This is a genomic window from Pseudomonas sp. PK-RTE-24 (assembly GCF_054052265.1).
Genome location: NZ_CM133224.1, coordinates 2,981,035 through 3,001,039, shown reverse-complemented (window position 1 = coordinate 3,001,039; position 20,005 = coordinate 2,981,035). Strand labels below are relative to the sequence as shown.

Genomic DNA, 20,005 nt, shown 5'->3' with positions numbered 1-20,005 from the left:
CCTTCGCGAGCAGGCTCGCTCCCACCTTGGATCTGTGGCGTTCACGAAATCCCTGTGGGAGCGAGCCTGCTCGCGAAGAGGCCCGCAACCACACAGCAAAACTTCAACCGCGCACCAGACTCCGCACCGCAACAATCTCCGGCACTTCAACCTTGCTCATGTAAACCCGCAACGGCTCGGTGATGTTGATGCGGTCGTCGATGTGTTGATCGAGCAGCAACTGAATCAACTCGCGCTTGAGCGTCATGGTGGTGTCCGACAGCGGTGCCCAGACGAATTCACTGGCGGGGATGATGCCGTCGTCGGCGACGTCCATGCCGAACGAATCTTCGCTGAAGCGCACGATGTATTGGCCGGTCTTGCGATTGAGGCCGACGAAGCCTTTGAGATCGTCGGCGGCCTGGCAGATGAGTTGGGAGGTGATGCGCATGGTAAACCTCACGAAAGATGATGATGGTTTACACGCAGGGCAATGTAGCGGCGCGCCCTCTGCCGGGGCATATGCCGTGGGCAAGCGTACTGCAAACAGCGCCACAAAAGTGCAGGAAATTTCCGTTTTGCTCGCTTTATGTCGGTCTGGCGATAGCCCTGCGGCGCGTCAATTGTTAAAAGGTACGTCTCGAAAAAAACCTGCGAAAGGAACTCGACCATGCCTGCCACTTTTACCCGAAGCGCTCTGGTGCTGAGTCTGTTGTTCGGCCTCGGTCAGGCGCATGCCGCCAGCCACCCCGAGCCCAAGGCAATCGCTGCCGCCCATGGCATTCCGCATCCGGCGGTGATTGCCCACCGTGGCGCGTCGTTCGATGCCCCGGAATCCACCGCTGCGGCTTACAAACTGGCCCGTGACCTGGGCGCCGATTACCTGGAAATGGATTTGCAGCGCAGCAAGGACGGCGTGCTCTTCGCCCTGCACGACGACAACCTGCAACGCACCACCGACGTCGCCAGCAAATTCCCCGAGCGCAAGGACAGCCCGGCCACCGCGTTCACCATGGCCGAACTGAAAACCCTCGATGCCGGCAGCTGGTTCAACAGCAAATATCCTGACCGCGCACGCCCGTCCTACGCCGGGCTGAAAATTCTTACCCTCGATGAAATCATCGACATCGCCCGCGCCAACCCGCAGCACAAGCCGGGCCTGTACATCGAAACCAAAGAGCCGCAGCTGTTTCCCGGCATCGAACATGACCTGAAGGAAAAACTGCAGGATCGCGGCTGGCTGAGCCCGGCCGGTTCGAAACTGGCGAAAAGTGCGCTGGGCGTCGGTCAGGGCAAAGGCAAGGTGATCCTGCAGACCTTCGATAAGAACAGCCTGCAATTGCTGGAAAAGGAAATGCCGCAAGTGCCGAAGATCCTGCTGTTGTGGGTCGGCGAAGGCAGCATCGAGCCTAAATCTGCGGTGACGTTTGCCGCGTCCGGCGAGAAAGACAAAAACGTTTTCTACGGCAAGCAGGAACCGAAGTCAGAAGCGGAATTCAAGCAATGGGTCGATTACGCCAAGGCCCAGGGCGCGATCGGCACCGGCCCTTCGGCGAAGCTGACCCATGGTGGTGACCAGAGTTACTCCGACCTGGTGCAGCCATGGATGAATCAGTACACCCATGATCAGGGCATGCTGGTGCATGTTTATACGGTCGACGAGCCGGTGGACTACGAGAAAGTCATGGCCGCGGGTGTCGACGGCATCTTTACCAACCGCGCCAGTGAACTGTTGAAGTTTTATAAGCGTCCGGCGGCTGGCAGCATTGACGATGTTTTGAAGAAGAACGGTTTCTGATTTGTAATCGAGTCGCCTGCTTCACGATCAGGCTCGCTCCCGCAAAGAGCAGTTTTATCGCGGAGCAGAGATTTAAGGGTGAATTAAGTTGCGCTGGTTAATCTGAGCCCACTTACACAGATTAACCACTTCAACGCACTGCCAAGGAATGAACCGATGAAAACTTTGACTGCCCTGTTTACCGCCGCTGCCCTGACCCTCACCGCTGGCCTGGCTCAGGCTGATGTTCGCATCGACCAGATCCCGCAACTGGTCAAGGACGGCAAAATCAAGTCGCTGGAATCGATGAACGCCGAAGCACTGAAACTGCACCCGGGCGCAACGATTACCGACACCGACCTGGATAACCACTTCAATGGTTATGAGTATGAAGTTGAACTTAAAACTGCTGACGGCAAAGAGTTCGACGTGGACTTTGATGCCACCACCGGTAAAGTGCTGAGCAACAAGCAAGACACTTGATAGACCGCTGTTGAAGAGCCGCACGATTTAACGATCGTGCGGCTTTTTTGCGGTTGCGGATTGGGGCGCAAACTTTGTGTGGTCTGTGAAATCGATCCCCCTCACCCCAGCCCTCTCCCCCAAGGGGGCGAGGGGGAAAGGGAGCAGATCGGGGAAATTTCGGAGCCTGAGTTCGCCTCAAAATTAAAAAGCCATCACAAACGACTACCAGCCTGAGTACGCCTCGGCATTTCAGGTCGGCGAATCTCGAACAATCAACACGGTCAGTCCCCTCTCCCTCCGGGAGAGGGTTAGGGTGAGGGGCTGACAAACCACCACCCAAAATCAAGCACTGAGCCGCGCCGTCACCTCATTCAACTGCCCCGACAACCCATGCAAATTCTGACTGGCACTTTCGGTGCGCTGCACGTTGTCCAGGTTGGTGCTGGCAATCGCGGTGATTTCAGTGAGGTTGCGCGAGATATCCTCGGCCACCGACGTCTGCTCTTCTGCCGCTGTGGCGATCTGACGGTTCATGTCGCGAATCGCCTCCACCGCCAAGGTGATGCGCTCCAGCATCGCGCCGGCCTGGGTGACTTGCTCGACACTTTCATCACTGCGCGCCTGGCCGCTCTCGATAGCCTGCGCGGCATCGACAGCGCCGGTCTGCACGTTCTGAATGATCTGGTTGATCTCGATGATCGACTCCGCCGTGCGCTGAGCGAGGTTGCGCACCTCATCGGCGACGACGGCAAAACCACGCCCGGCCTCACCCGCCCGCGCCGCTTCGATGGCGGCGTTGAGCGCCAGCAGATTGGTCTGTTCGGCGATGCCACGAATCACTTCCAGCACCTTGCCGATACGACCGCTGTCGGTTTCCAGGCGACGGATCACCGTGGCGGTGTTGGCGATTTCGCCGCGCATCTGCGTGATCGAATGGATGGTGGTCTGCATGACCTTTTCACCCTGCTGCGCCGACTGATCGGCATCGTCCGCAGCACGCGCGGCATCGGCGGCGTGACGGGCGACTTCCTGCGCCGTGGCGGACATTTCATTCATCGCCGTGGCCACTTGATCCGTGCGGTTGAATTGCTCGCTGGTGCCGCCGGCCATGGTCGTGGCAATGGCGTTCAACTCGCCGCTGGCGCTGTCCAGATCACCGGCGCTGCGTTGCAAGCGAGTGAAGGTGTCCGCCAGAAAATCGCGCAGAGTGTTCGCTGCGGCGGCGAGGTTGCCCAGCTCATCGCGACGCTCGCTGACAACACGTTCAGCCAACTGGCCACGGCTCAAGCGGGTGACGTAATCGATGAGGTTGCGGATCGGCTCGATCAGGTTGCGGCTGACCAGCCACAGGCTCAGCAGACCGATCAACAAGCCTGACGCGAGCATCACCAACAGGCCCAGCCACACGGTGCGGTCAGCGCTGGCACTGATCAATGCCGACTGCGCGGTACCCTGCTCGCGCAGCTCGGCAACCAATGCACTCATCTGCTCGCTGGTGGCGCGGTCGACGCCTTTGACAGCAGCGTCGCCAGCGCTCGGATCACCACCGGCAGCCACGTAGGCATCGCGGCCTTTCTGGTAGGCAGTACCCAACTGGCGATGCTCGTCGCGCAAGCGTTCGATGCGGGATTTGAGATTGGCCTCGATGCCTTTTTGGCTGGCGAGTTCGCCGAGAATGTTCTGCACGTCGCGCTGGCGCTCTTCGAACTGGCTCCAGTATTTCGCCAGATCCGCCGGTTGCTTGCCGCGCAGCAGAACGTTTTTCCACTCTTGCACCTGCACCTTGAATTGCAGGTTGGCTTCATCGATCAGTTGCGAAGTGTGCAGCGGGCCGGCGATCAACTGGCTGTAGCTTTGCACGCCGTTGGAGAGGAAATGAAAGCAGGCCAGAGCGATCAACAGCATCGCCAGCAGACTGCCGCTCAACAGGGCGAGAATTTGCGCTCTCAGGGATTTTTGCAGCATTGCAAGGTACTCGAAGCAGGGATGAGGCACGCCCGAGCGGACGTGAAAAATGGCCGGACTTCCCTGTCGACGTACCATGGCCATAGGCCAATGGCGCGCAACCTAACTCACCTGAGATCGGCGCGCCAGAGCCGTCCTTGAGAAACTTCCGACAGCCGGTAACGCGTTGATTTGCAGTCATTTTGCTGTCACAAAACGGTCATGTGAGCTTGCGATGATGCCGCTCCGGTGAACCTGAAAATCCTGCCCCAGACACCCTCCTCGCAGCGAGCCGCCATGAACCACAGCCTCGATATCAGCCATCGCGACCCGGACCTGTTTGGCTTGCTCTACGGCTTTCGTTTTCTGCCCGGGGAGCGCGGTCGCGAGATCGATTCGGCGACGGCTTTGCGCTGTTTGCAGGACGACAGCGACAGTGGCGAATTCCTCTGGCTGCACCTGAACCTGGCCCATGCCGCGTGCGAGCGCTGGATGAAAAGTCATCTGCAATTGCCCGAGGAATTTTTCGAGGCGTTGCACGAAGGTTCGCGTTCGACACGCATCGAGCATGTCGATTCGGCGCTGCTGGCGGTGGTCAACGATGTGGTGTTCAACCTCAGCAGCATGGTCTCCTCCGACGTGTCGACGCTGTGGGTCTGCGTGCGCAGCAAACTGATCGTCAGCGCGCGCCTGCAACCGCTGCATTCGGTAGATAAATTGCGCTCGTCGGTAAAGGCCGGCGAGTGCTTTCGCTCGCCCTCGGAATTGCTCGTGCATCTGCTGCGCGATCAAGGTGAGGTGCTGACGCAGATCGTGCGCAAGACCAGCCTGAGTGTCGATCAGGTCGAAGACGAATTGCTGTCTTCACGCCTGTCGACCAACCGCGCCGAACTTGGCGCCAACCGTCGCGTGCTGGTGCGCCTGCAACGGCTGCTGGCGTTGGAGCCGGGGTCGTTGCTGCGCTTGCTCAATCGTCCGCCGCCGTGGTTGCAGAAGGAGGACGTCAAGGAGTTGCGCAAATCCACCGAGGAATTTGCGCTGATCATCAACGACCTCACCGCCCTCGGCGAGCGGATCAAATTGCTGCAGGAAGAGATCGCCGCCAACCTCAACGAACAAAGCAACCGCACGCTGTTCACCCTGACGGTGGTGACGGTGCTGGCCTTGCCGATCAACATCATCGCCGGTTTTTTCGGCATGAATGTGGGGGGTGTACCGCTGTCGCAGGACCCGCATGGATTTTGGGTGCTGGTCGCGCTGGTGGCGACGTTCACCGTGATTGCCGGGCGTTGGGCGTTTCGCAAGCGCGGGGATTATTGAGCGCAAATCCCACACGCAACACAGCCCTCCCTGTGGGAGCGAGCCTGCTCGCGAAGTCGGTGTGTCAGATAAATCAATGTTGAATGACATGGCGCTATCGCGAGCAGGCTCGCTCCCACAGGGGCAATGTGCTCAATGTCAGAGCGTTGAACGAACGACATCGCCGAGCCAATCCATAAACACCCGCACCCGCAGCGGCAGATGCCTTTGCCGCGCGTACAACAACGAAATCGCCATCGGCGGTGCGGTGTGTTGCGGCAGTACGGTCAACAGTTCGCCATTTTCCAGATGCGGCTGCATGCCGGTGCGCGGGACCTGCGTCAGGCCGAAGCCGCCAAGGCACGCCGCTTCATAGGCGTCGGTGCTGTTGACCGTGACACTGCCGGCCATCGCCACGCGCCGCACTTCGCCACCCTCCTCATAGACAAACCCTTCCGAACGCGAGCCCAGTACGCCGACGTAATGCACCAGTCGATGCTGCGCCAGATCCTCGATCGTTTGCGGCACGCCGTAACGTTGCAGGTAAGCCGGGCTGGCGCAATTGACCATCGGGAAGTCGCCGAGATGCCGGGCGACCACCGACTGATCCGGCTGCGCGCCGATGCGTAACACGCAGTCAAAACCCTCGCTCAGCAGATCGACACGGCGGTCGGTGCTGCTGATTTCCATCTGCAGATTCGGGTGGCGATCCATGAATTCCGGCAGGCGCGGCAGGATCAGCCGTCGCGCGAGGATGTTCGGCATATCGACGCGGATGCGTCCGGTCAGCGAAGCCTCGTCCTGACGAAACAGCCCTTCGATCTCATCCATGTGCGAAAGCAAGTCTTTGCTGCGCTCATACAGCACCAGTCCATCCTGAGTGGCCTGCACCTTGCGCGTGGTGCGCTGCAACAGCCGCGTGCCGAGCAAGGCTTCGAGCGCCTGCACCTGTTCGGACACCGTGGAGCGCGGCAGGCCGAGGCTTTCACCGGCGAGAGTGAAACTCGACAGTTCGCTGACCCGAACGAAGGTGCGCAGCAGTTCCAGTTTGTTCATGACAAGCCCCGGTGATTGTTCGGCTGAGCCGATCAGTGATTCCGCTTTTGCCGTGTTTATCACCTCAGGGCGGATAAATAAACTTCTTCCATCCCCACTCAACGCAATCGAGGAAGTCCGCATGAATCGCAAAATCGCACTGATCACCGGCGCCAGCCGTGGCCTGGGCCGCAGCGCCGCCCTGCACCTCGCCGCGCAAGGCATCGACATCATCGGCACCTTCAACAGCCGCGCCGACGAGGCGCAAACTCTGGTCAGCGAATTACAGGCACGCGGCGCGAACGCGGCGATGCTGCAACTGGACGTCGGCCGCAGCGAAAACTTCGCCGCGTTTGCCGAGCAGATTGAACAAGCACTGGAACAGACTTTTCAGCGCCAGCGCTTTGACTTCCTTATCAACAACGCCGGGGTCGGCGTGCATGCGCTTCTCAGCGAGACCACCCCTGAGCAGTTCGATCTGCTGATGAACGTGCAGTTGAAAGGACCGTTCTTCCTGACTCAGCAACTGCTGCCGCTGATCAATGATGGTGGGCGCATCGTCAATATTTCCAGCGGCCTGACCCGCTTCAGCCTGCCGGGTTATGGCGCCTATGCGGCGATGAAAGGCGCGATGGAAGTGCTGACGCGTTATCAGGCGAAAGAGTTGGGTGCGCGGCAGATTGGCGTGAACGTTCTGGCGCCGGGCGCGATTGAAACCGATTTTGGCGGTGGCACGGTGCGCGATAACAGCGCGGTCAACGCGATGGTTGCCAGCAACACTGCGCTGGGTCGCGTCGGCCAACCAGATGATATTGGCGGTGCACTGGCGCTGCTGCTGTCAGAGGGTGGACAGTGGATCAATGGTCAGCGGGTCGAGGCATCCGGCGGCATGTTCCTCTGACTTTGTGTGCGATGACTCACCTTTGTGGTGAGGGAATTTATCCCCTCACCACAGGTTTACCTCAGCTTTCACATGTGCGGCGGGCCATGAAGCGCTCGCGCAGGACGTCATAACCCCAGTGATAGACATAGGTGTACGGCAGGAAAAACAGCAGCACGCCGATATCGAGCAACAACGCCTGCCACAGGCTGACCGACAGCCACCAGGCAATCAGCGGCACGCCCATCACGATCAGTCCACCTTCGAAAAGCAACGCATGCACCACCCGCACCCAGGCGTTGTGCGGCAGATTCATCCGCGCCAGAGCACGGTCGAAAAAACGGTTGAACACCACATTCCACGCCAGCGCCAACAGCGCGATCAACACGGTCACCGCGCCCATGTCGAGCAGCGGCTTTTGCATGATCCATGCGAGCAGCGGCGTGCAGATCAGGATCGCGAGAAACTCGAAACCAACCGCCTGGAAAACACGTTCGGTAATGGACTTGTGGGCAGTCATGGCCTGACTCCTTGTTTGACGATGGTTGCCATGATCCAACTGAATACCGATACTTCATAACCAATAACCATCGACCAAGGCGATAGTTCATGGCTTCGCAAGAAGTGCTGTTGGCGTTTGTCCAAGCGGCGACGCAAGGCTCGTTCTCGGCTGCAGCGCGCAAGTTGGGCCGCAGTCAGTCGACCATCAGCGCGGCAGTCGCCAGTCTGGAGATCGATCTGGATCTGCAGCTGTTCGACCGCAGCAGCCGCAAACCAACACTCACTCCCGCCGGCCACGTCATGCTGCAAAAAGCCGAGGCGATTCTGGCCGCCACCAGTCGTCTGGAAATGAGCGCGCGGCAATTAGCGCAGGGCATCGAGCCGAAGCTGACCGTGGCGATTTCCGACACTTATCAGTCGTATCGTTTCGAGGCGGCACTGGTGGGTTTCGAGCAGCGTTATCCGGAGCTTGAGCTGGAATGCCTGATTGCCGAATGCGAAGACCTGATCGAACTGGTCCAGCGCGGCCGGGCGCATTTGGCCTTCGCGGAAATGCAGGACAACTACCCGCCGGATCTGGTGACCTCCACTGTGGCCGAGCGCACGGAGATTGCCCTGTTCGTCAGCCGCGAGCATCCATTGGCGAAACTGGAGCATGTCGATCAGCAGATCCTCGAGCAACATCGCGAGTTGCGTCTGGCGACCATCGTCAATCCGTATGACAGCCGTGGCAAAGGCCGGGTGTGGTCGGCGCCGAGTTATCTGATGCTGCTGGAAATGGCGGAAAAAGGCTTTGGCTGGGCGCCGTTGCCGAGGTGGCTGGTGCAGCGTTATGCCAATGACTTGCTGATAGAGCTGGACGTGCGCGGCTGGCCGAAACCGGTGTTTGTCGATGCCTTGTGGTCGCGCTTGTATCCGCCGGGGCCGGCGGGGAGTTGGTTGCTCAGCAAGATGCTCGAATAAGATCAAAAGCCCCTCACCCCAGCCCTCTCCCGGAGGGAGAGGGGGCCGACCGAAGTGTCTGGCGTTATGCATCGACCTGAAAAACCTTATCGATTATGGATTCAAGACAATTCGTTCAAGTCGGTGAATCCCTCCAATATCCCCCGATCAGTCCCCTCTCCCTTTGGGAGAGGGTTAGGGTGAGGGCAATCCACAGACTGCCCACAATCGCCAGAGCGCCAAGGTCAGAGCATTTCCAGCGCCATGATCCGTCCTCGAATAAACCGCCGCTCCGGCTCCTGCCGCGTCAGCTCCAGCGCCCGCTGATACGCTGCCCGCGCCTCCTCCACTCGGCCCAACTGCCGGCAAAACTCCGCCCGAGCCGAATGCGCCAAGTGGTAATCCGGCAACTCCCCTCGCGCCAGAATCCCTTCGATCACCAACAACCCGGCCAACGCCCCATCCCGCTTGGCCACCGCCACCGCGCGGTTCAGCTCGATCACCGGCGACGGCACCGCGCGCAGCAAGACGTCGTACAGACCGACAATCTGCTGCCAGTCCGTTTGCGCCGCCGACGGCGCTTCCGCATGCACCGCTGCAATCGCCGCTTGCAGGCAATATGGCCCGAAGCGTCGCGTACTCAGCGCGCGCTCGACCAGCGCGCAGCCTTCAGCCATCAACCCGGCATCCCACAGCGAGCGATCCTGATCGTCGAGCAATACCAGTTCACCGCTCGGCGAGGTTCGTGCCGGCCGGCGTGATTCATGCAGCAGCATCAGCGCCAGCAGACCCATGACTTCCGGCTCCGGCAGCAACTCCATCAACAAGCGCCCTAGCCGAATCGCTTCGCGAGTCAGGTCCTCGCGGGTCAGCTCGGCGCCGACCGAGGCCGAATAGCCTTCGTTGAACACCAGATAAATCACCCGCAACACGCTGTCGAGGCGCTCGGGCAATTCGTTCAGCGTGGGTACTTGATAAGGGATTTTCGCGTCGCGGATCTTGGCTTTGGCGCGCACGATGCGCTGGGCAATCGCCGCCGGCGCCGAGAGAAAAGCACGGGCGATTTCCTCGGTGGTGAGGTCGCAGACTTCGCGCAAGGTCAGCGGCACCTGCGCATCCGCCGCCAGTGCCGGGTGGCAGCAGGTGAAGATCAGCCGCAAGCGATCGTCTTCCACGTCTTCGCCACTCCAGTCAGCCTGTTCCAGCTCATCGAGTTGTGCCAGCAGCAACGGTTGCGACGCCTTGAACCGCGCGCGCCGGCGCAGCACATCGATGGCTTTGAAACGTCCGGTCGAGACCAGCCAGGTGCGCGGGTTGTCCGGCACGCCGTCGCGCTGCCAGCGCTCGACCGCGACGAAGAACGCCTCGTGTAAGGCTTCTTCGGCGAGGTCGAAATCACCGAGCAGGCGGATCAGCGTCGCCAGAATCCGCCGCGAATCCTCACGGTAGACTTGCTCGACCCGCGCCCTGACGTCAGACATTCAACTGCCGCACCGGGCGCACTTCAACGCTGCCGACCCGCGCTGCCGGAATATTGCCGGCGACCTGAATCGCTTCGTTGAGATCCTTGGCATCGATCAGGTAGAAACCGGCCAGTTGCTCCTTGGTTTCAGCGAAAGGCCCGTCGGTGATCGACACCTTGCCGTTGCGCATGCGTACCGTGGTGGCGGTCTCCACCGATTCCAGCGCTTCGGCGGCGATCATCCGCCCGCTGCCCTGAATCGACTCGGCGTAGGCCCAGCATTCGGCGTCCTCCGGGCTGTCGGGCGAGGTGTGCAGCAGGCGTTCATCGCTGTAGACCAGGCATAGGTATTTCATGGCGATCTCCTGATTCGAACGGATCAACTATGGCTGAAGATCAGGGGGTTACATCGAACAGCGTCGCGCCGCTCATCGGATCGAACGGTGCCGACCAGTGTTCGTGGGCAATCTTCCACGCCCCGCCGATTTGCCGGTAACAGGCGGTGACACGCATCCAGCAACTCTGGGTTTCGCCTTTGTCATTGGTGCCGCCGCAGTTGGCCACCCAATGGGCGAAAGCGATGTTGTCGGCACTTTCGATGGCGATTTCGTGGAACTCGAAGATGTGCGGGCCGGGGCACATTTCCATGCACTCGACCCAGTGCGCGCGGTAGGCCGCTTTGCCTTTGAATTGCAGGGCCTTGATCGCATCGAACGAGACGATGTCGTCGGCGTACAGGGCCATGACTTTCTCGACGTCCTTGGCCATTACCGCTTCGCGATAGGTGTTGATCAGGTTCTGGATTTCGCTTTGTGCGCTCATGGTGTTCTCCGTGGTTTTTGTTGTGAAGACACCCTTAGTCGTTTGCCCAATGCGCGGATCGACAGGGCAAACAAAAAAATTTCGCCGACGACAATCTCGCTAGAATCCGAGGCTCACTCTTTGTAGGAAAAAGGAAATTCCCGTGTCAGCCCAACTCGTGCCTTACGACAGCCTCAGCCCTTTACAGCGTCAGCAAGTCGAGGCCATTGAAATCCACCCCGAGCAGATCAAATTCTCCGGCGACATCCACGGTGCCTTGCACACCCTACTGTCGAAACCCGGCCCCGGCGTAAAGGGTTTTGCCCTGCTGGCGGACGACGTACCGGTAGCGTTTCTGCTGCTCAAGCGCCCGCCGGTGTTGCCCGACTGGGCCGACGAACACAGCGCCACGTTGCATGCGCTGCAGGTCGATCGCCGAGCGCAGGGCAAGGGTTACGGCAAGGCTTGCCTGCAAGCGCTGCCCGCTGTCGCCCGTGAAGCATGGCCGGAAATCAAAGGACTGGAATTGTCGGTGGACGCTGATAACGAGGCGGCGATTGCGCTGTACGCCAAGCATGGCTATGTCGACAGCGGCGAGGCGTACAAGGGCCGGATCGGTTACGAGCGGCGGATGGGGCTGTTCTTCTGAGTATCCCCTGATCGTTCCCACGCTCCGCGTGGGAACGCCTTTTTGTGACGCTCTGCGTCACGGTTTTGGGACGCGGAGCGTCCCCGGCTGCATTACCACGCGGAGCGTGGGAACGATCAGGCAGTTTCGATAGGTGTTGGCTTCAGAGGGTCAGGATCATCTCGTGCCACGCCATGCCGCCGTGGTCGGACTCCGACGGTTTGATGTAAGCAAAGCCAAACCCGGCGTACAACGCAATGTGTTGCTCTTTGCACATCAGATGAATTGTCGCTTTGTCCATCCCACGCATGCGCTCGATGAATTCGCCGAGCAGGCGCTTGGCCAGGCCCTGCCCTTGGTAATCCGGGTGCACCACCACCGACATGATCACCACGTTCGGCCCTTTCGGGTCGTGGCCGATCAGCTCCTTGAAGGCCTCGTCGGACATCTGCACGTCGAACGCCGCGCCGGAATTGATGAAACCGGCGACCACACCGTCCACCTCAGCGACGATGAAGCCGTCCGGCCAGGTGGCGATGCGCGTGGCGATCTTTTCGCGGGTAGCGGCTTCGTCGCCTTCATAGGCGTCGGTTTCGATGGCGTAGCAGCGGTCGAGGTCGGCGGCGCTGACGTTGCGGATCACGGTGTTCATGGCAGCTCAAAAATCTGTGGAAACAAGGCCCGCCAGCATAAAGCACAACCACCGGGGCGGACATGCTCCGCCTCGATTGTTACACCGCTCAAGCCTTGATCGGCAGCCAGATTTCCAGGGTGCCGGTATTGAGCTTCGGATTGAAATCCTCGCTATAGCGCTCGAATTCCGGGGCATCCGCCGCTTCGTAAGCGGACTGCGGCAGCCAGGTGTTCCAGATGTACCGGAAGGTGTGAGGGAGTTGCGCCAGTGACCCCTTGTGCTCGAACACCGCATATTTCTGCGGCTGGATTTCAACCCAGCGGTACTTTTCCGGCAGGTCGTCGAGCTTGTCGATCTGCACCCCGGCGATGTATTCGAAACCGCCCTCGCCGTCCGCGTTACAGCAAACGCCGTAGGTCACTTCATTGACTTGCGCGGGGATTTTTCCCAAGTGCGGGATCAGTTTTTCCCACAACGCGGGAATGTCTTCGGTGGTTTGCTGAGTGAATCGCCCGCCGAAACCGGCAATCAGCAGAAATTGCCCGTGTTCGAAGCGCGGCTCGGTTATCTCGACGCGTGGTTGTTCATCCATGACGCGACTCCTCAGAACGCATAAGTGGGTTCGGCTGGGAGTATAGAAAGCCCGATCCGTTTCGCACGTTTACAGCGCATGCAACTGCTCGACGGCGCCCGAGCCGACAAACTCGTTGTACCCGGAAACGATCACGTAGACCGCGAAATAGCAGAAGATCGCCGCCGATGCCAGATAGGAGTAGCGCAGAAGCTTGTCGCCCAGCAGCTTGCCGCCGTGGCTTGCCGCGAAGCACAGACCGGCCGACCAGAGCAGCCCGGCACAGAGAAAGCCGCCCAAAAACAGCGCCGAACTCAACGGACCACCGCCACCGGATCGCGCAATCAACGTGCCGCCGACCGCAGCAAACCAGAGAATCGCACTCGGCGACGACATCGCGAGGAAGATGCCGCGAAAGAATTCCTTGCGATGGGAGTTCTGCCCCACTTCCGCGGTTTCCGCCAGCAGCGCTTCGTGGTGGATCGCCGAATAAATCATCTTCGCCGCGAAGTAGATCAGCAGCGCCGAACCGCCAATCCACAGCACCCAGCGCACGGTTTCGTATTGCAGCAAAACGGTCATGCCGGCCAGTGCCAGCACCGCGTAAATCAGGTCGCCGACGCAGGTGCCCAGGCCCAGAGCGAAGCCCTGAAAGTAGCCGCGCTGCATGGCCAGGGTGATCATCGCGATGTTGGCTACGCCGATATCCAGGCACAGCGAAAGGCTCAGCAAGAAGCCGCTGGTGAATTCCATTGACCGATTTTCCTTGAAAAAAATGTTTACAACCGCGCTGGACAGTATGCCATCACTGCACTTATCTTCCGCCACAGGTCACCGCAGTGACCAGCGTCGCTCGGACGGTTCCGGGCGCTTACGTTATCCGAGGCAACAATGGCCGAACAAGGTTCGCCGCGCCGCTTTGCGCGCATAGATCGACTCCCCCCTTACGTGTTCAACATCACCGCCGAGCTGAAGATGGCCGCTCGCCGCCGTGGTGAAGACATCATCGACCTGAGCATGGGCAATCCCGACGGCGCCACGCCGCCGCACATTGTCGAAAAACTGGTGCAGGTCGCCCAACGTGAAGACACCCACGGTTACTCGACGTCCAAGGGCATTCCGCGCCTGCGCCGGGCGATTTCCAACTGGTACAAGCAGCGCTACGAAGTCGATATTGACCCGGAAAGCGAAGCCATTGTCACCATCGGTTCCAAGGAAGGCCTGGCGCATTTGATGCTGGCGACCCTGGACCAGGGCGACACCGTACTGGTGCCGAACCCGAGCTATCCGATCCACATTTACGGCGCAGTGATTGCCGGCGCTCAGGTGCGTTCGGTGCCGCTGGTGCCGGGGGTGGACTTCTTCGATGAGCTGGAGCGGGCCATTCGCGGCTCGATCCCCAAGCCGAAAATGATGATCCTCGGTTTCCCGTCCAATCCGACCGCGCAGTGCGTGGAGCTGGATTTTTTCGAACGGGTGATCGCGCTCGCCAAGCAGTACGACGTTTTGGTCATCCACGATCTGGCTTACGCCGACATCGTCTACGACGGCTGGAAAGCCCCGTCGATCATGCAGGTGCCAGGGGCCAAGGACATTGCGGTGGAGTTTTTCACCCTGTCCAAGAGCTACAACATGGCCGGCTGGCGCATCGGGTTCATGGTCGGCAACCCGGAACTGGTCAGCGCCCTGGCGCGGATCAAGAGCTACCACGACTACGGCACCTTCACCCCGCTGCAAGTGGCGGCGATTGCCGCGCTGGAAGGCGATCAACAGTGCGTGCGCGACATCGCCGAGCAGTATCGTCAGCGGCGCAACGTGCTGGTCAAAGGCCTGCATGAGCTGGGCTGGATGGTCGAGAATCCGAAAGCGTCGATGTATGTCTGGGCGAAGATTCCCCAGGCGTATGCGCATCTGGGTTCGCTGGAGTTCGCCAAGAAACTGCTGGCCGAGGCCAAGGTCTGCGTTTCGCCGGGCGTGGGTTTTGGCGAGTACGGCGATGATCACGTGCGCTTCGCCCTGATCGAAAATCAGGACCGCATTCGTCAGGCCGTGCGCGGGATTCGCGGGATGTTCCGCGCGGATGGCTTCAATCCGAAATCTCCTGCCTGACACCTGCCCCCTGTGGGAGCGAGCCTGCTCGCGAAAGCGGTGGGTCAGTCAGCATATTGGCTGGCTGACCTGGCCCCTTCGCGAGCAGGCTCGCTCCCACATTGGTTTTGGGTGAACCACGAAATCCACCCACAAAAAAACCGCATCACTGCGGTTTTTTTGTGCCTGCAAACTGCCGTTTAAACGAACAGCGACAACAGCAGGATAAAGCCCAGGCCCACTACCGACAGAATGGTTTCCATCGCGGTCCAGGTCTTGAAGGTTTCGGCCACAGTCATGTTGAAGTACTGCTTGACCAGCCAGAAACCTGCGTCGTTGACGTGGGACAGAATCAGCGAACCGGCGCCGGTGGCCAGCACCAGCAGCTCACGGTTGACGCCCGGAATCATGCCGACAACCGGCACCACAATGCCGGCGCCAGTGATGGTCGCCACGGTCGCCGAACCGGTTGCAATACGGATCACCGCCGCCACCAGCCAGGCCAGCAGGATCGGCGAGATCTGCGCGCTGACCGCCATGTGGCCGATCACGTCACCCACGCCACTGGTCACCAGCATCTGCTTGAAGCCACCGCCCGCACCAATGATCAGAATGATCGCAGCGGTAGGCGCCAAGCTTGCGTCGAGCCATTTGAGCATCTGGTTGGAACCGATGCCCTGCTTGTAGCCGAAGGTGTACAGCGACAGCAGCAGCGCCAGCAGCAGTGCGGAGATCGGGTGGCCGATCATGTCCATCCAGATGCGGAAGAAATTGCCGTCCGGCAGTGCCACGTCAGCGAAGGTTTTCAGCAGCATCAGGAACACCGGCAACAGCACGGTGACCAGGGTGATGCTGAAGCTTGGCAGGTTGGCCGAATCGTTTTCGCGGGCCAGTTGATCGACCAGCTCCTGATTCGGGTGGCCAGGAATGTGCTTGGCGATGAAGGTACCGAAGATCGGACCGGCAATGATGGCGGTCGGCAGCGCGACGATCAGACCGTAGAGAATGGTCTTGCCGATGTCAGCGCCGAACACACCGATGGCCAGCAGCGGGCCTGGGTGCGGCGGTACCAGACCGTGCACCGCAGAGAGGCCGGCGAGCAGCGGGATACCGATCTTGATGATCGATACGCCAGTGCGACGGGCGACGATGAACACCAGCGGAATCAGCAGCACGAAGCCGATTTCGAAGAACAGCGGAATGCCCACCAGGAACGCAGCGAACATCATCGCCCACTGCACTTTGTCCTTGCCGAAGGCGCGGATCAGGGTCTGGGCGATCTGATCGGCGCCGCCGGATTCGGCCATCATTTTGCCGAGCATGGTGCCGAGGGCGAGGATGATGCCGACAAAACCGAGCACGCCACCGAAGCCGTCCTGGAACGCCTTGATGATGGTATTGATCGGCATGCCGGAAGTCAGGCCGAGGAAGGCGGCGGCGATGGTCAGGGCGATAAAAGGGTGAATCTTGAACTTGGTGATCAGGATAATCAGGCCGATTACCGTGACCACCGCATCGAGCAGCAGGAACGTCTCGTGGGACATGCCAAACATGGGGGGTGTCTCCTGGATTGTTGTTGTTATTAAAGCGGGTTGAACAGAAGTCGGGAGGACAGCGCTGTCTTTTTCAACATGCTCATATCGCCTGTTTCAGGCCGTTGGCCTGCCACCAGACGTGAGCCTGCAGGGCCAGCTCTTCGACGCTGTGAATCGAGGCATTGAGCGGCAGGGTCAGCGGCTCGCCCTTGGGCGATTCGAGGGTGGCGAACTGGCTTTCGATCAACGTCGCCGGCATGAAGTGGCCCGGGCGGTGCGATACGCGCTCGGCGGCGACTTCCGGAGTCAATTCAAGAAACACGAAACCCAGGCCCGGCAGGGCACTGCGCAGACGTTCGCGGTAACTGTGTTTAAGGGCGGAGCAGGTCAATACCGGGCGCTGGCCTTGGGCATCGACGCGACGCAGTTCATCGCACAGGCTGTCGAGCCAGCCGGCGCGGTCTTCGTCGTTCAGGGGGATCCCCGCGCTCATCTTTTCGATGTTCGCGGCCGGATGAAAAGTATCGCCTTCAATGGCAGTGGCGCCGCTCAATTGGCACAGGGCCTGGCTGACGCACGTCTTGCCGCAACCGGCAACGCCCATGATGACCAGGGCGGTGATGGGATGACTCATATAACACCTCAGCGCGCAGACAGCGCTACCTTTGCTAGCTATGACTCTAGTGCACAGGCAGAAGTTGCCGACGCCTTCTTGTCGTTTTTTTGGGTTGCAGCAGGTTTGTTCCTAACGCCAAAGAGCACTGATCAGGCAGGACCGCGCTCACGCATTTGCAGCTGCATCAGGACAGCGCTACCTTAGTGCCTTGATTTTTGTTTGGCAAGCCGCCCGATGACCTCCCCCAAGAACGATAAAAATACCCGCACCACCGGCCGTCCGACCCTCAACGAAGTAGCCCGCCTGGCCGGCGTCAGCCCGATCACTGCCTCGCGCGCCTTGCGCGGGGTAAGCACGGTGGCCACCGAACTGGTGGAAAAAGTGCAGAAAGCTGCGCTTGAGCTCAATTATGTAGTCAACCCCGCCGCCCGCGCACTGGCCTCGGCGCAGAGCCATTCGGTGGTGGTGCTGGTGCCGTCACTGTCCAACCTGCTGTTCATCGACACGCTGGAAGCCATTCATCGGGTGCTGACGCCCAAAGGCTTCGAAGTGCTGATCGGCAACTTCCATTATTCGCGCGATGAAGAAGAAAACCTGCTGCGCAATTACATGGCTTATCAGCCGCGCGGGTTTCTGCTGACCGGTTTTGATCGCACGGAAAGTTCGCGGCGGATGATCGAGGCCAGCAACATTCCTTGCGTGTACATGATGGAGCTGGACAGTGCTGCCGGAGTCAATTGCGTGGGTTTTTCACAATTGAGCGCGGGCGAAACTGCCGCCGAACATCTCCTGTCTCGTGGACGCAAGCGTCTGGCGTACATCGGCGCGCAGCTGGACCAGCGCACCCTGCTGCGCGGTGAGGGTTTCCGCAAGGCGTTGCAGAAGGCAGGCCGTTACGACCCGGATCTGGAAGTGCTGACACCGCGTGCTTCGTCTGTGGGTCTGGGTGGCGAGTTGTTTTTGCAATTGCTGGCGGCGCATCCGGATGTTGATGCGATTTTCTTCGGCAACGACGACTTGGCCCAGGGTGCGCTCCTGGAAGCGTTGCGTAACGGCATCAAGATTCCCGAGCAAGTGGCGATTCTGGGTTTCAACGACTTGCCGATGTCCGAGCACATGGTCCCGCGCCTGAGCAGCATCAACACCCCGCGCGAGGCGATCGGCCGGCGCGCGGCGGAGCAGATGCTCACGTTAATGGCGGGCAACAAAGTGGCGCGGCCGGTGGAGGATATGGGGTTTGAGCTGAAGGTGCGCGAGAGTACCTGACCCTTCACAAATGCTAAGTTGAAACACAACCCTTGTGGGAGCGAGCCTGCTCGCGAAAGCGGTGGGTCAGTCAGCATTGATACAGCTGACACGACGCCTTCGCGAGCAGGCTCGCTCCCACAGGGGATCTCTACCAAATTCAATGGCTGAGCAGGTCGACCAAAGCCTGCGCGCCCTTCTGCAAGGGCTGGCTCTTGAGCCACACCGCATGCACCGGCAGCACCAGGCCATTTTCGATGTTGCGAAAATTCAGCCGCTTCAAGCGTCCCGCGTCCAGCCACGGCTGCACCACCGACAGCGGAAAATTCCCCCAGCCCAATCCCGCTTCAACCATTTCCATCGCCGTCTCGAGATTGTCCGTACGCCAGTAGGATTCAGCCACCAATGGCCGCGTCTCGCTGATCGGCAAGTCGCGGCTGGCGACGATGATCTGCCGCACCTGCACCAGATCTTCGAGAAACACATCCCGCCCCTGCAACAACGGGCTGTCCGCCGCCAGCGTCGCGATCATGCGTTCGCTGCCGACGAACTGAAACCGCTCCAGCGCATTCACGCTTAACCCGGCAAACGCCAGACACACGCTGACCCGGCCAGTGTGCAACATCGCCAGCACATCATCCTGTGGCGCAGTCAGCACTTCGATATCGAGCAACGGGTGCCGCTCGGCAATCACCTTGATCGCTGCCAGCAAGCGGCGCCGATCCATGTCCGCAACCACGCCAATCGACAACCTGCTTTCCAGCCCCAGCGACAGCTCCACCGCGTGCACCTGCAGCTGCTTGAGCTGCTCGGCGATCAGTCGCGCGTGGGGCACCAACGACTGCGCCATCGCCGTCGGTTGCGGCTCGCGATGACTGCGGTCGAACAGCGGGTAACCGAGTTCCGCTTCAAGATTGGCAATGCCCATGCTCACCGCGGAGGGCACCTTGCCCAACTGCCGCGCGGCGGCGGAAAACGAGCCGCGCTCGATCACCGCGAGAAATAATTCGATGCTGTCGCTGTTGAAATTCAAACGCCTCACCTATCAATAAAACTGAAAGCTACCGACTTTTTCTGTCAGGTGCATTGAAGCTATCTTTGCTCGCCTTCGCCAGCCCTGCTGGCCAACATTTGGCAAGAAAGAGGCAAATCTGCATGCAAGGCGTGAAACGCAAACTGGTCTACGTGTCGCTCTACGAAGTGATTGGGATGACCTTCTCGGCCCTCGGTCTGGCGTTGCTCTCGGGCACATCTCCGGGCAGCACCGGGCCGCTGGCGGTGATCATCACCAGCATCGCCGTGACCTGGAATTTCATCTACACCTCGTTGTTCGAGCGCTGGGAAAGTCGCCAGATCTCGCGCACCCGTACGGTCAAACGGCGCATCGCCCACGCGGTCGGCTTTCAACTGACGCTGATCGTGTTTCTGATTCCGTTGATCGCGTGGTGGATGAACATCAGTCTGGTGCAGGCGTTCCTGCTGGATCTGGCACTGATCATTTTCATCCCGTGCTACACCTTCGTGTTCAACTGGCTGTTCGACCGGATCTTCGGCCTGCCGAACTCGGCGCTGCCGGATTCTGCCGCTGCGGCATAAATCGCTA

22 protein-coding genes are annotated in these 20,005 nt (G+C 60.0%); 9 read left to right on the top strand and 13 right to left on the bottom strand.

Annotation, left to right across the window (positions count from 1 at the left end; all coding sequences use genetic code 11):
- Positions 1-103: 103 nt before the first annotated feature.
- Positions 104-430, bottom strand: a complete 327-nt coding sequence (locus ACV8MC_RS13465) for a DUF2025 family protein (RefSeq protein ID WP_095181510.1) — start codon at positions 428-430, stop codon at positions 104-106.
- A 219-nt stretch (positions 431-649) separates the two neighbouring features.
- Here ACV8MC_RS13465 and ACV8MC_RS13460 point away from each other — a divergent pair, with 219 nt between their 5' ends.
- Positions 650-1,777: a glycerophosphodiester phosphodiesterase gene (locus ACV8MC_RS13460; RefSeq protein ID WP_457262291.1), complete on the top strand. Its 1,128-nt coding sequence runs from the start codon at positions 650-652 to the stop codon at positions 1,775-1,777.
- 156 nt (positions 1,778-1,933) lie between these two features.
- Positions 1,934-2,239 carry a PepSY domain-containing protein gene (locus ACV8MC_RS13455; RefSeq protein WP_030142484.1) on the top strand — a complete coding sequence of 102 codons (306 nt, stop codon included), beginning with the start codon at positions 1,934-1,936 and terminating at the stop codon, positions 2,237-2,239.
- 324 nt (positions 2,240-2,563) lie between these two features.
- Here the strand turns inward: ACV8MC_RS13455 and ACV8MC_RS13450 are convergent, their stop codons facing one another.
- Positions 2,564-4,186 (bottom strand): methyl-accepting chemotaxis protein, encoded by a 1,623-nt coding sequence (locus ACV8MC_RS13450; RefSeq protein WP_457262290.1) that lies wholly within the window; start codon positions 4,184-4,186, stop codon positions 2,564-2,566.
- Positions 4,187-4,462: 276 nt separating this feature from the next.
- On the opposite strand from ACV8MC_RS13450, the gene ACV8MC_RS13445 reads away from it, so the two are divergent.
- Positions 4,463-5,485, top strand: coding sequence for a transporter (locus ACV8MC_RS13445; protein ID WP_039758494.1), 1,023 nt, complete (start codon positions 4,463-4,465; stop codon positions 5,483-5,485).
- Between the two features lie 138 nt (positions 5,486-5,623).
- Here the strand turns inward: ACV8MC_RS13445 and ACV8MC_RS13440 are convergent, their stop codons facing one another.
- Entirely contained in the window at positions 5,624-6,520 is an 897-nt protein-coding gene (locus tag ACV8MC_RS13440) for a LysR family transcriptional regulator (RefSeq protein ID WP_457262289.1), read from the bottom strand.
- Between the two features lie 121 nt (positions 6,521-6,641).
- Between ACV8MC_RS13440 and ACV8MC_RS13435 the strand changes: the two genes are divergently transcribed.
- Positions 6,642-7,400, top strand: a complete 759-nt coding sequence (locus tag ACV8MC_RS13435) for an SDR family NAD(P)-dependent oxidoreductase (protein WP_457262288.1) — start codon at positions 6,642-6,644, stop codon at positions 7,398-7,400.
- 61 nt (positions 7,401-7,461) lie between these two features.
- Here ACV8MC_RS13435 and ACV8MC_RS13430 read toward each other — a convergent pair whose 3' ends face one another.
- Positions 7,462-7,899: a multidrug/biocide efflux PACE transporter gene (locus ACV8MC_RS13430; protein WP_041479212.1), complete on the bottom strand. Its 438-nt coding sequence runs from the start codon at positions 7,897-7,899 to the stop codon at positions 7,462-7,464.
- Between the two features lie 89 nt (positions 7,900-7,988).
- On the opposite strand from ACV8MC_RS13430, the gene ACV8MC_RS13425 reads away from it, so the two are divergent.
- On the top strand, positions 7,989-8,843 hold the full coding sequence (locus ACV8MC_RS13425) for a LysR family transcriptional regulator (protein ID WP_457262287.1): 855 nt from the start codon (positions 7,989-7,991) through the stop codon (positions 8,841-8,843).
- A 224-nt stretch (positions 8,844-9,067) separates the two neighbouring features.
- Here the strand turns inward: ACV8MC_RS13425 and ACV8MC_RS13420 are convergent, their stop codons facing one another.
- Genes ACV8MC_RS13420 through ACV8MC_RS13410 form a run of 3 tightly spaced genes read right to left on the bottom strand, consistent with a single transcriptional unit; the run spans position 9,068 to position 11,106 of the window.
- Positions 9,068-10,303: an RNA polymerase sigma factor gene (locus ACV8MC_RS13420; protein ID WP_457262286.1), complete on the bottom strand. Its 1,236-nt coding sequence runs from the start codon at positions 10,301-10,303 to the stop codon at positions 9,068-9,070.
- On the bottom strand, positions 10,296-10,640 hold the full coding sequence (locus ACV8MC_RS13415; RefSeq protein ID WP_039758054.1) for a YciI family protein: 345 nt from the start codon (positions 10,638-10,640) through the stop codon (positions 10,296-10,298). The genes ACV8MC_RS13420 and ACV8MC_RS13415 overlap by 8 nt, the downstream gene beginning before the upstream one ends.
- Positions 10,641-10,680: 40 nt before the next feature.
- The gene (locus tag ACV8MC_RS13410; RefSeq protein WP_150637517.1) at positions 10,681-11,106 is read right to left on the bottom strand and encodes a YybH family protein; all 426 of its coding nucleotides are present in this window, start codon (positions 11,104-11,106) and stop codon (positions 10,681-10,683) included.
- Positions 11,107-11,248: 142 nt separating this feature from the next.
- On the opposite strand from ACV8MC_RS13410, the gene ACV8MC_RS13405 reads away from it, so the two are divergent.
- A complete protein-coding gene (locus ACV8MC_RS13405; RefSeq protein WP_150637515.1) occupies positions 11,249-11,734 on the top strand; it encodes a GNAT family N-acetyltransferase in 486 nt (161 codons plus the stop codon).
- Positions 11,735-11,876: 142 nt separating this feature from the next.
- Here the strand turns inward: ACV8MC_RS13405 and ACV8MC_RS13400 are convergent, their stop codons facing one another.
- From ACV8MC_RS13400 to ACV8MC_RS13390, 3 genes are all read right to left on the bottom strand, one after another.
- Entirely contained in the window at positions 11,877-12,365 is a 489-nt protein-coding gene (locus ACV8MC_RS13400; RefSeq protein WP_041479202.1) for a GNAT family N-acetyltransferase, read from the bottom strand.
- An 88-nt stretch (positions 12,366-12,453) separates the two neighbouring features.
- Positions 12,454-12,939 (bottom strand): GyrI-like domain-containing protein, encoded by a 486-nt coding sequence (locus ACV8MC_RS13395; RefSeq protein ID WP_457262285.1) that lies wholly within the window; start codon positions 12,937-12,939, stop codon positions 12,454-12,456.
- Between the two features lie 69 nt (positions 12,940-13,008).
- Positions 13,009-13,671, bottom strand: a complete 663-nt coding sequence (locus ACV8MC_RS13390; protein ID WP_041479200.1) for a LysE family translocator — start codon at positions 13,669-13,671, stop codon at positions 13,009-13,011.
- A gap of 138 nt (positions 13,672-13,809) precedes the next feature.
- Here ACV8MC_RS13390 and alaC point away from each other — a divergent pair, with 138 nt between their 5' ends.
- Complete coding sequence (gene alaC, locus ACV8MC_RS13385) at positions 13,810-15,027, top strand: alanine transaminase (protein ID WP_110602462.1); 1,218 nt, start codon at positions 13,810-13,812, stop codon at positions 15,025-15,027.
- A gap of 179 nt (positions 15,028-15,206) precedes the next feature.
- Here alaC and ACV8MC_RS13380 read toward each other — a convergent pair whose 3' ends face one another.
- Complete coding sequence (locus ACV8MC_RS13380; RefSeq protein ID WP_016773551.1) at positions 15,207-16,559, bottom strand: GntP family permease; 1,353 nt, start codon at positions 16,557-16,559, stop codon at positions 15,207-15,209.
- 82 nt (positions 16,560-16,641) lie between these two features.
- Positions 16,642-17,175 (bottom strand): gluconokinase, encoded by a 534-nt coding sequence (locus tag ACV8MC_RS13375; RefSeq protein WP_071173330.1) that lies wholly within the window; start codon positions 17,173-17,175, stop codon positions 16,642-16,644.
- A gap of 216 nt (positions 17,176-17,391) precedes the next feature.
- On the opposite strand from ACV8MC_RS13375, the gene gntR reads away from it, so the two are divergent.
- Positions 17,392-18,423: an HTH-type transcriptional regulator GntR gene (gene gntR, locus ACV8MC_RS13370; protein ID WP_024014046.1), complete on the top strand. Its 1,032-nt coding sequence runs from the start codon at positions 17,392-17,394 to the stop codon at positions 18,421-18,423.
- 139 nt (positions 18,424-18,562) lie between these two features.
- Here gntR and ACV8MC_RS13365 read toward each other — a convergent pair whose 3' ends face one another.
- Complete coding sequence (locus ACV8MC_RS13365) at positions 18,563-19,435, bottom strand: LysR family transcriptional regulator (RefSeq protein ID WP_095181497.1); 873 nt, start codon at positions 19,433-19,435, stop codon at positions 18,563-18,565.
- Positions 19,436-19,557: 122 nt separating this feature from the next.
- On the opposite strand from ACV8MC_RS13365, the gene ACV8MC_RS13360 reads away from it, so the two are divergent.
- Entirely contained in the window at positions 19,558-19,998 is a 441-nt protein-coding gene (locus ACV8MC_RS13360) for a PACE efflux transporter (RefSeq protein WP_041479195.1), read from the top strand.
- Positions 19,999-20,005 lie beyond the last annotated feature (7 nt).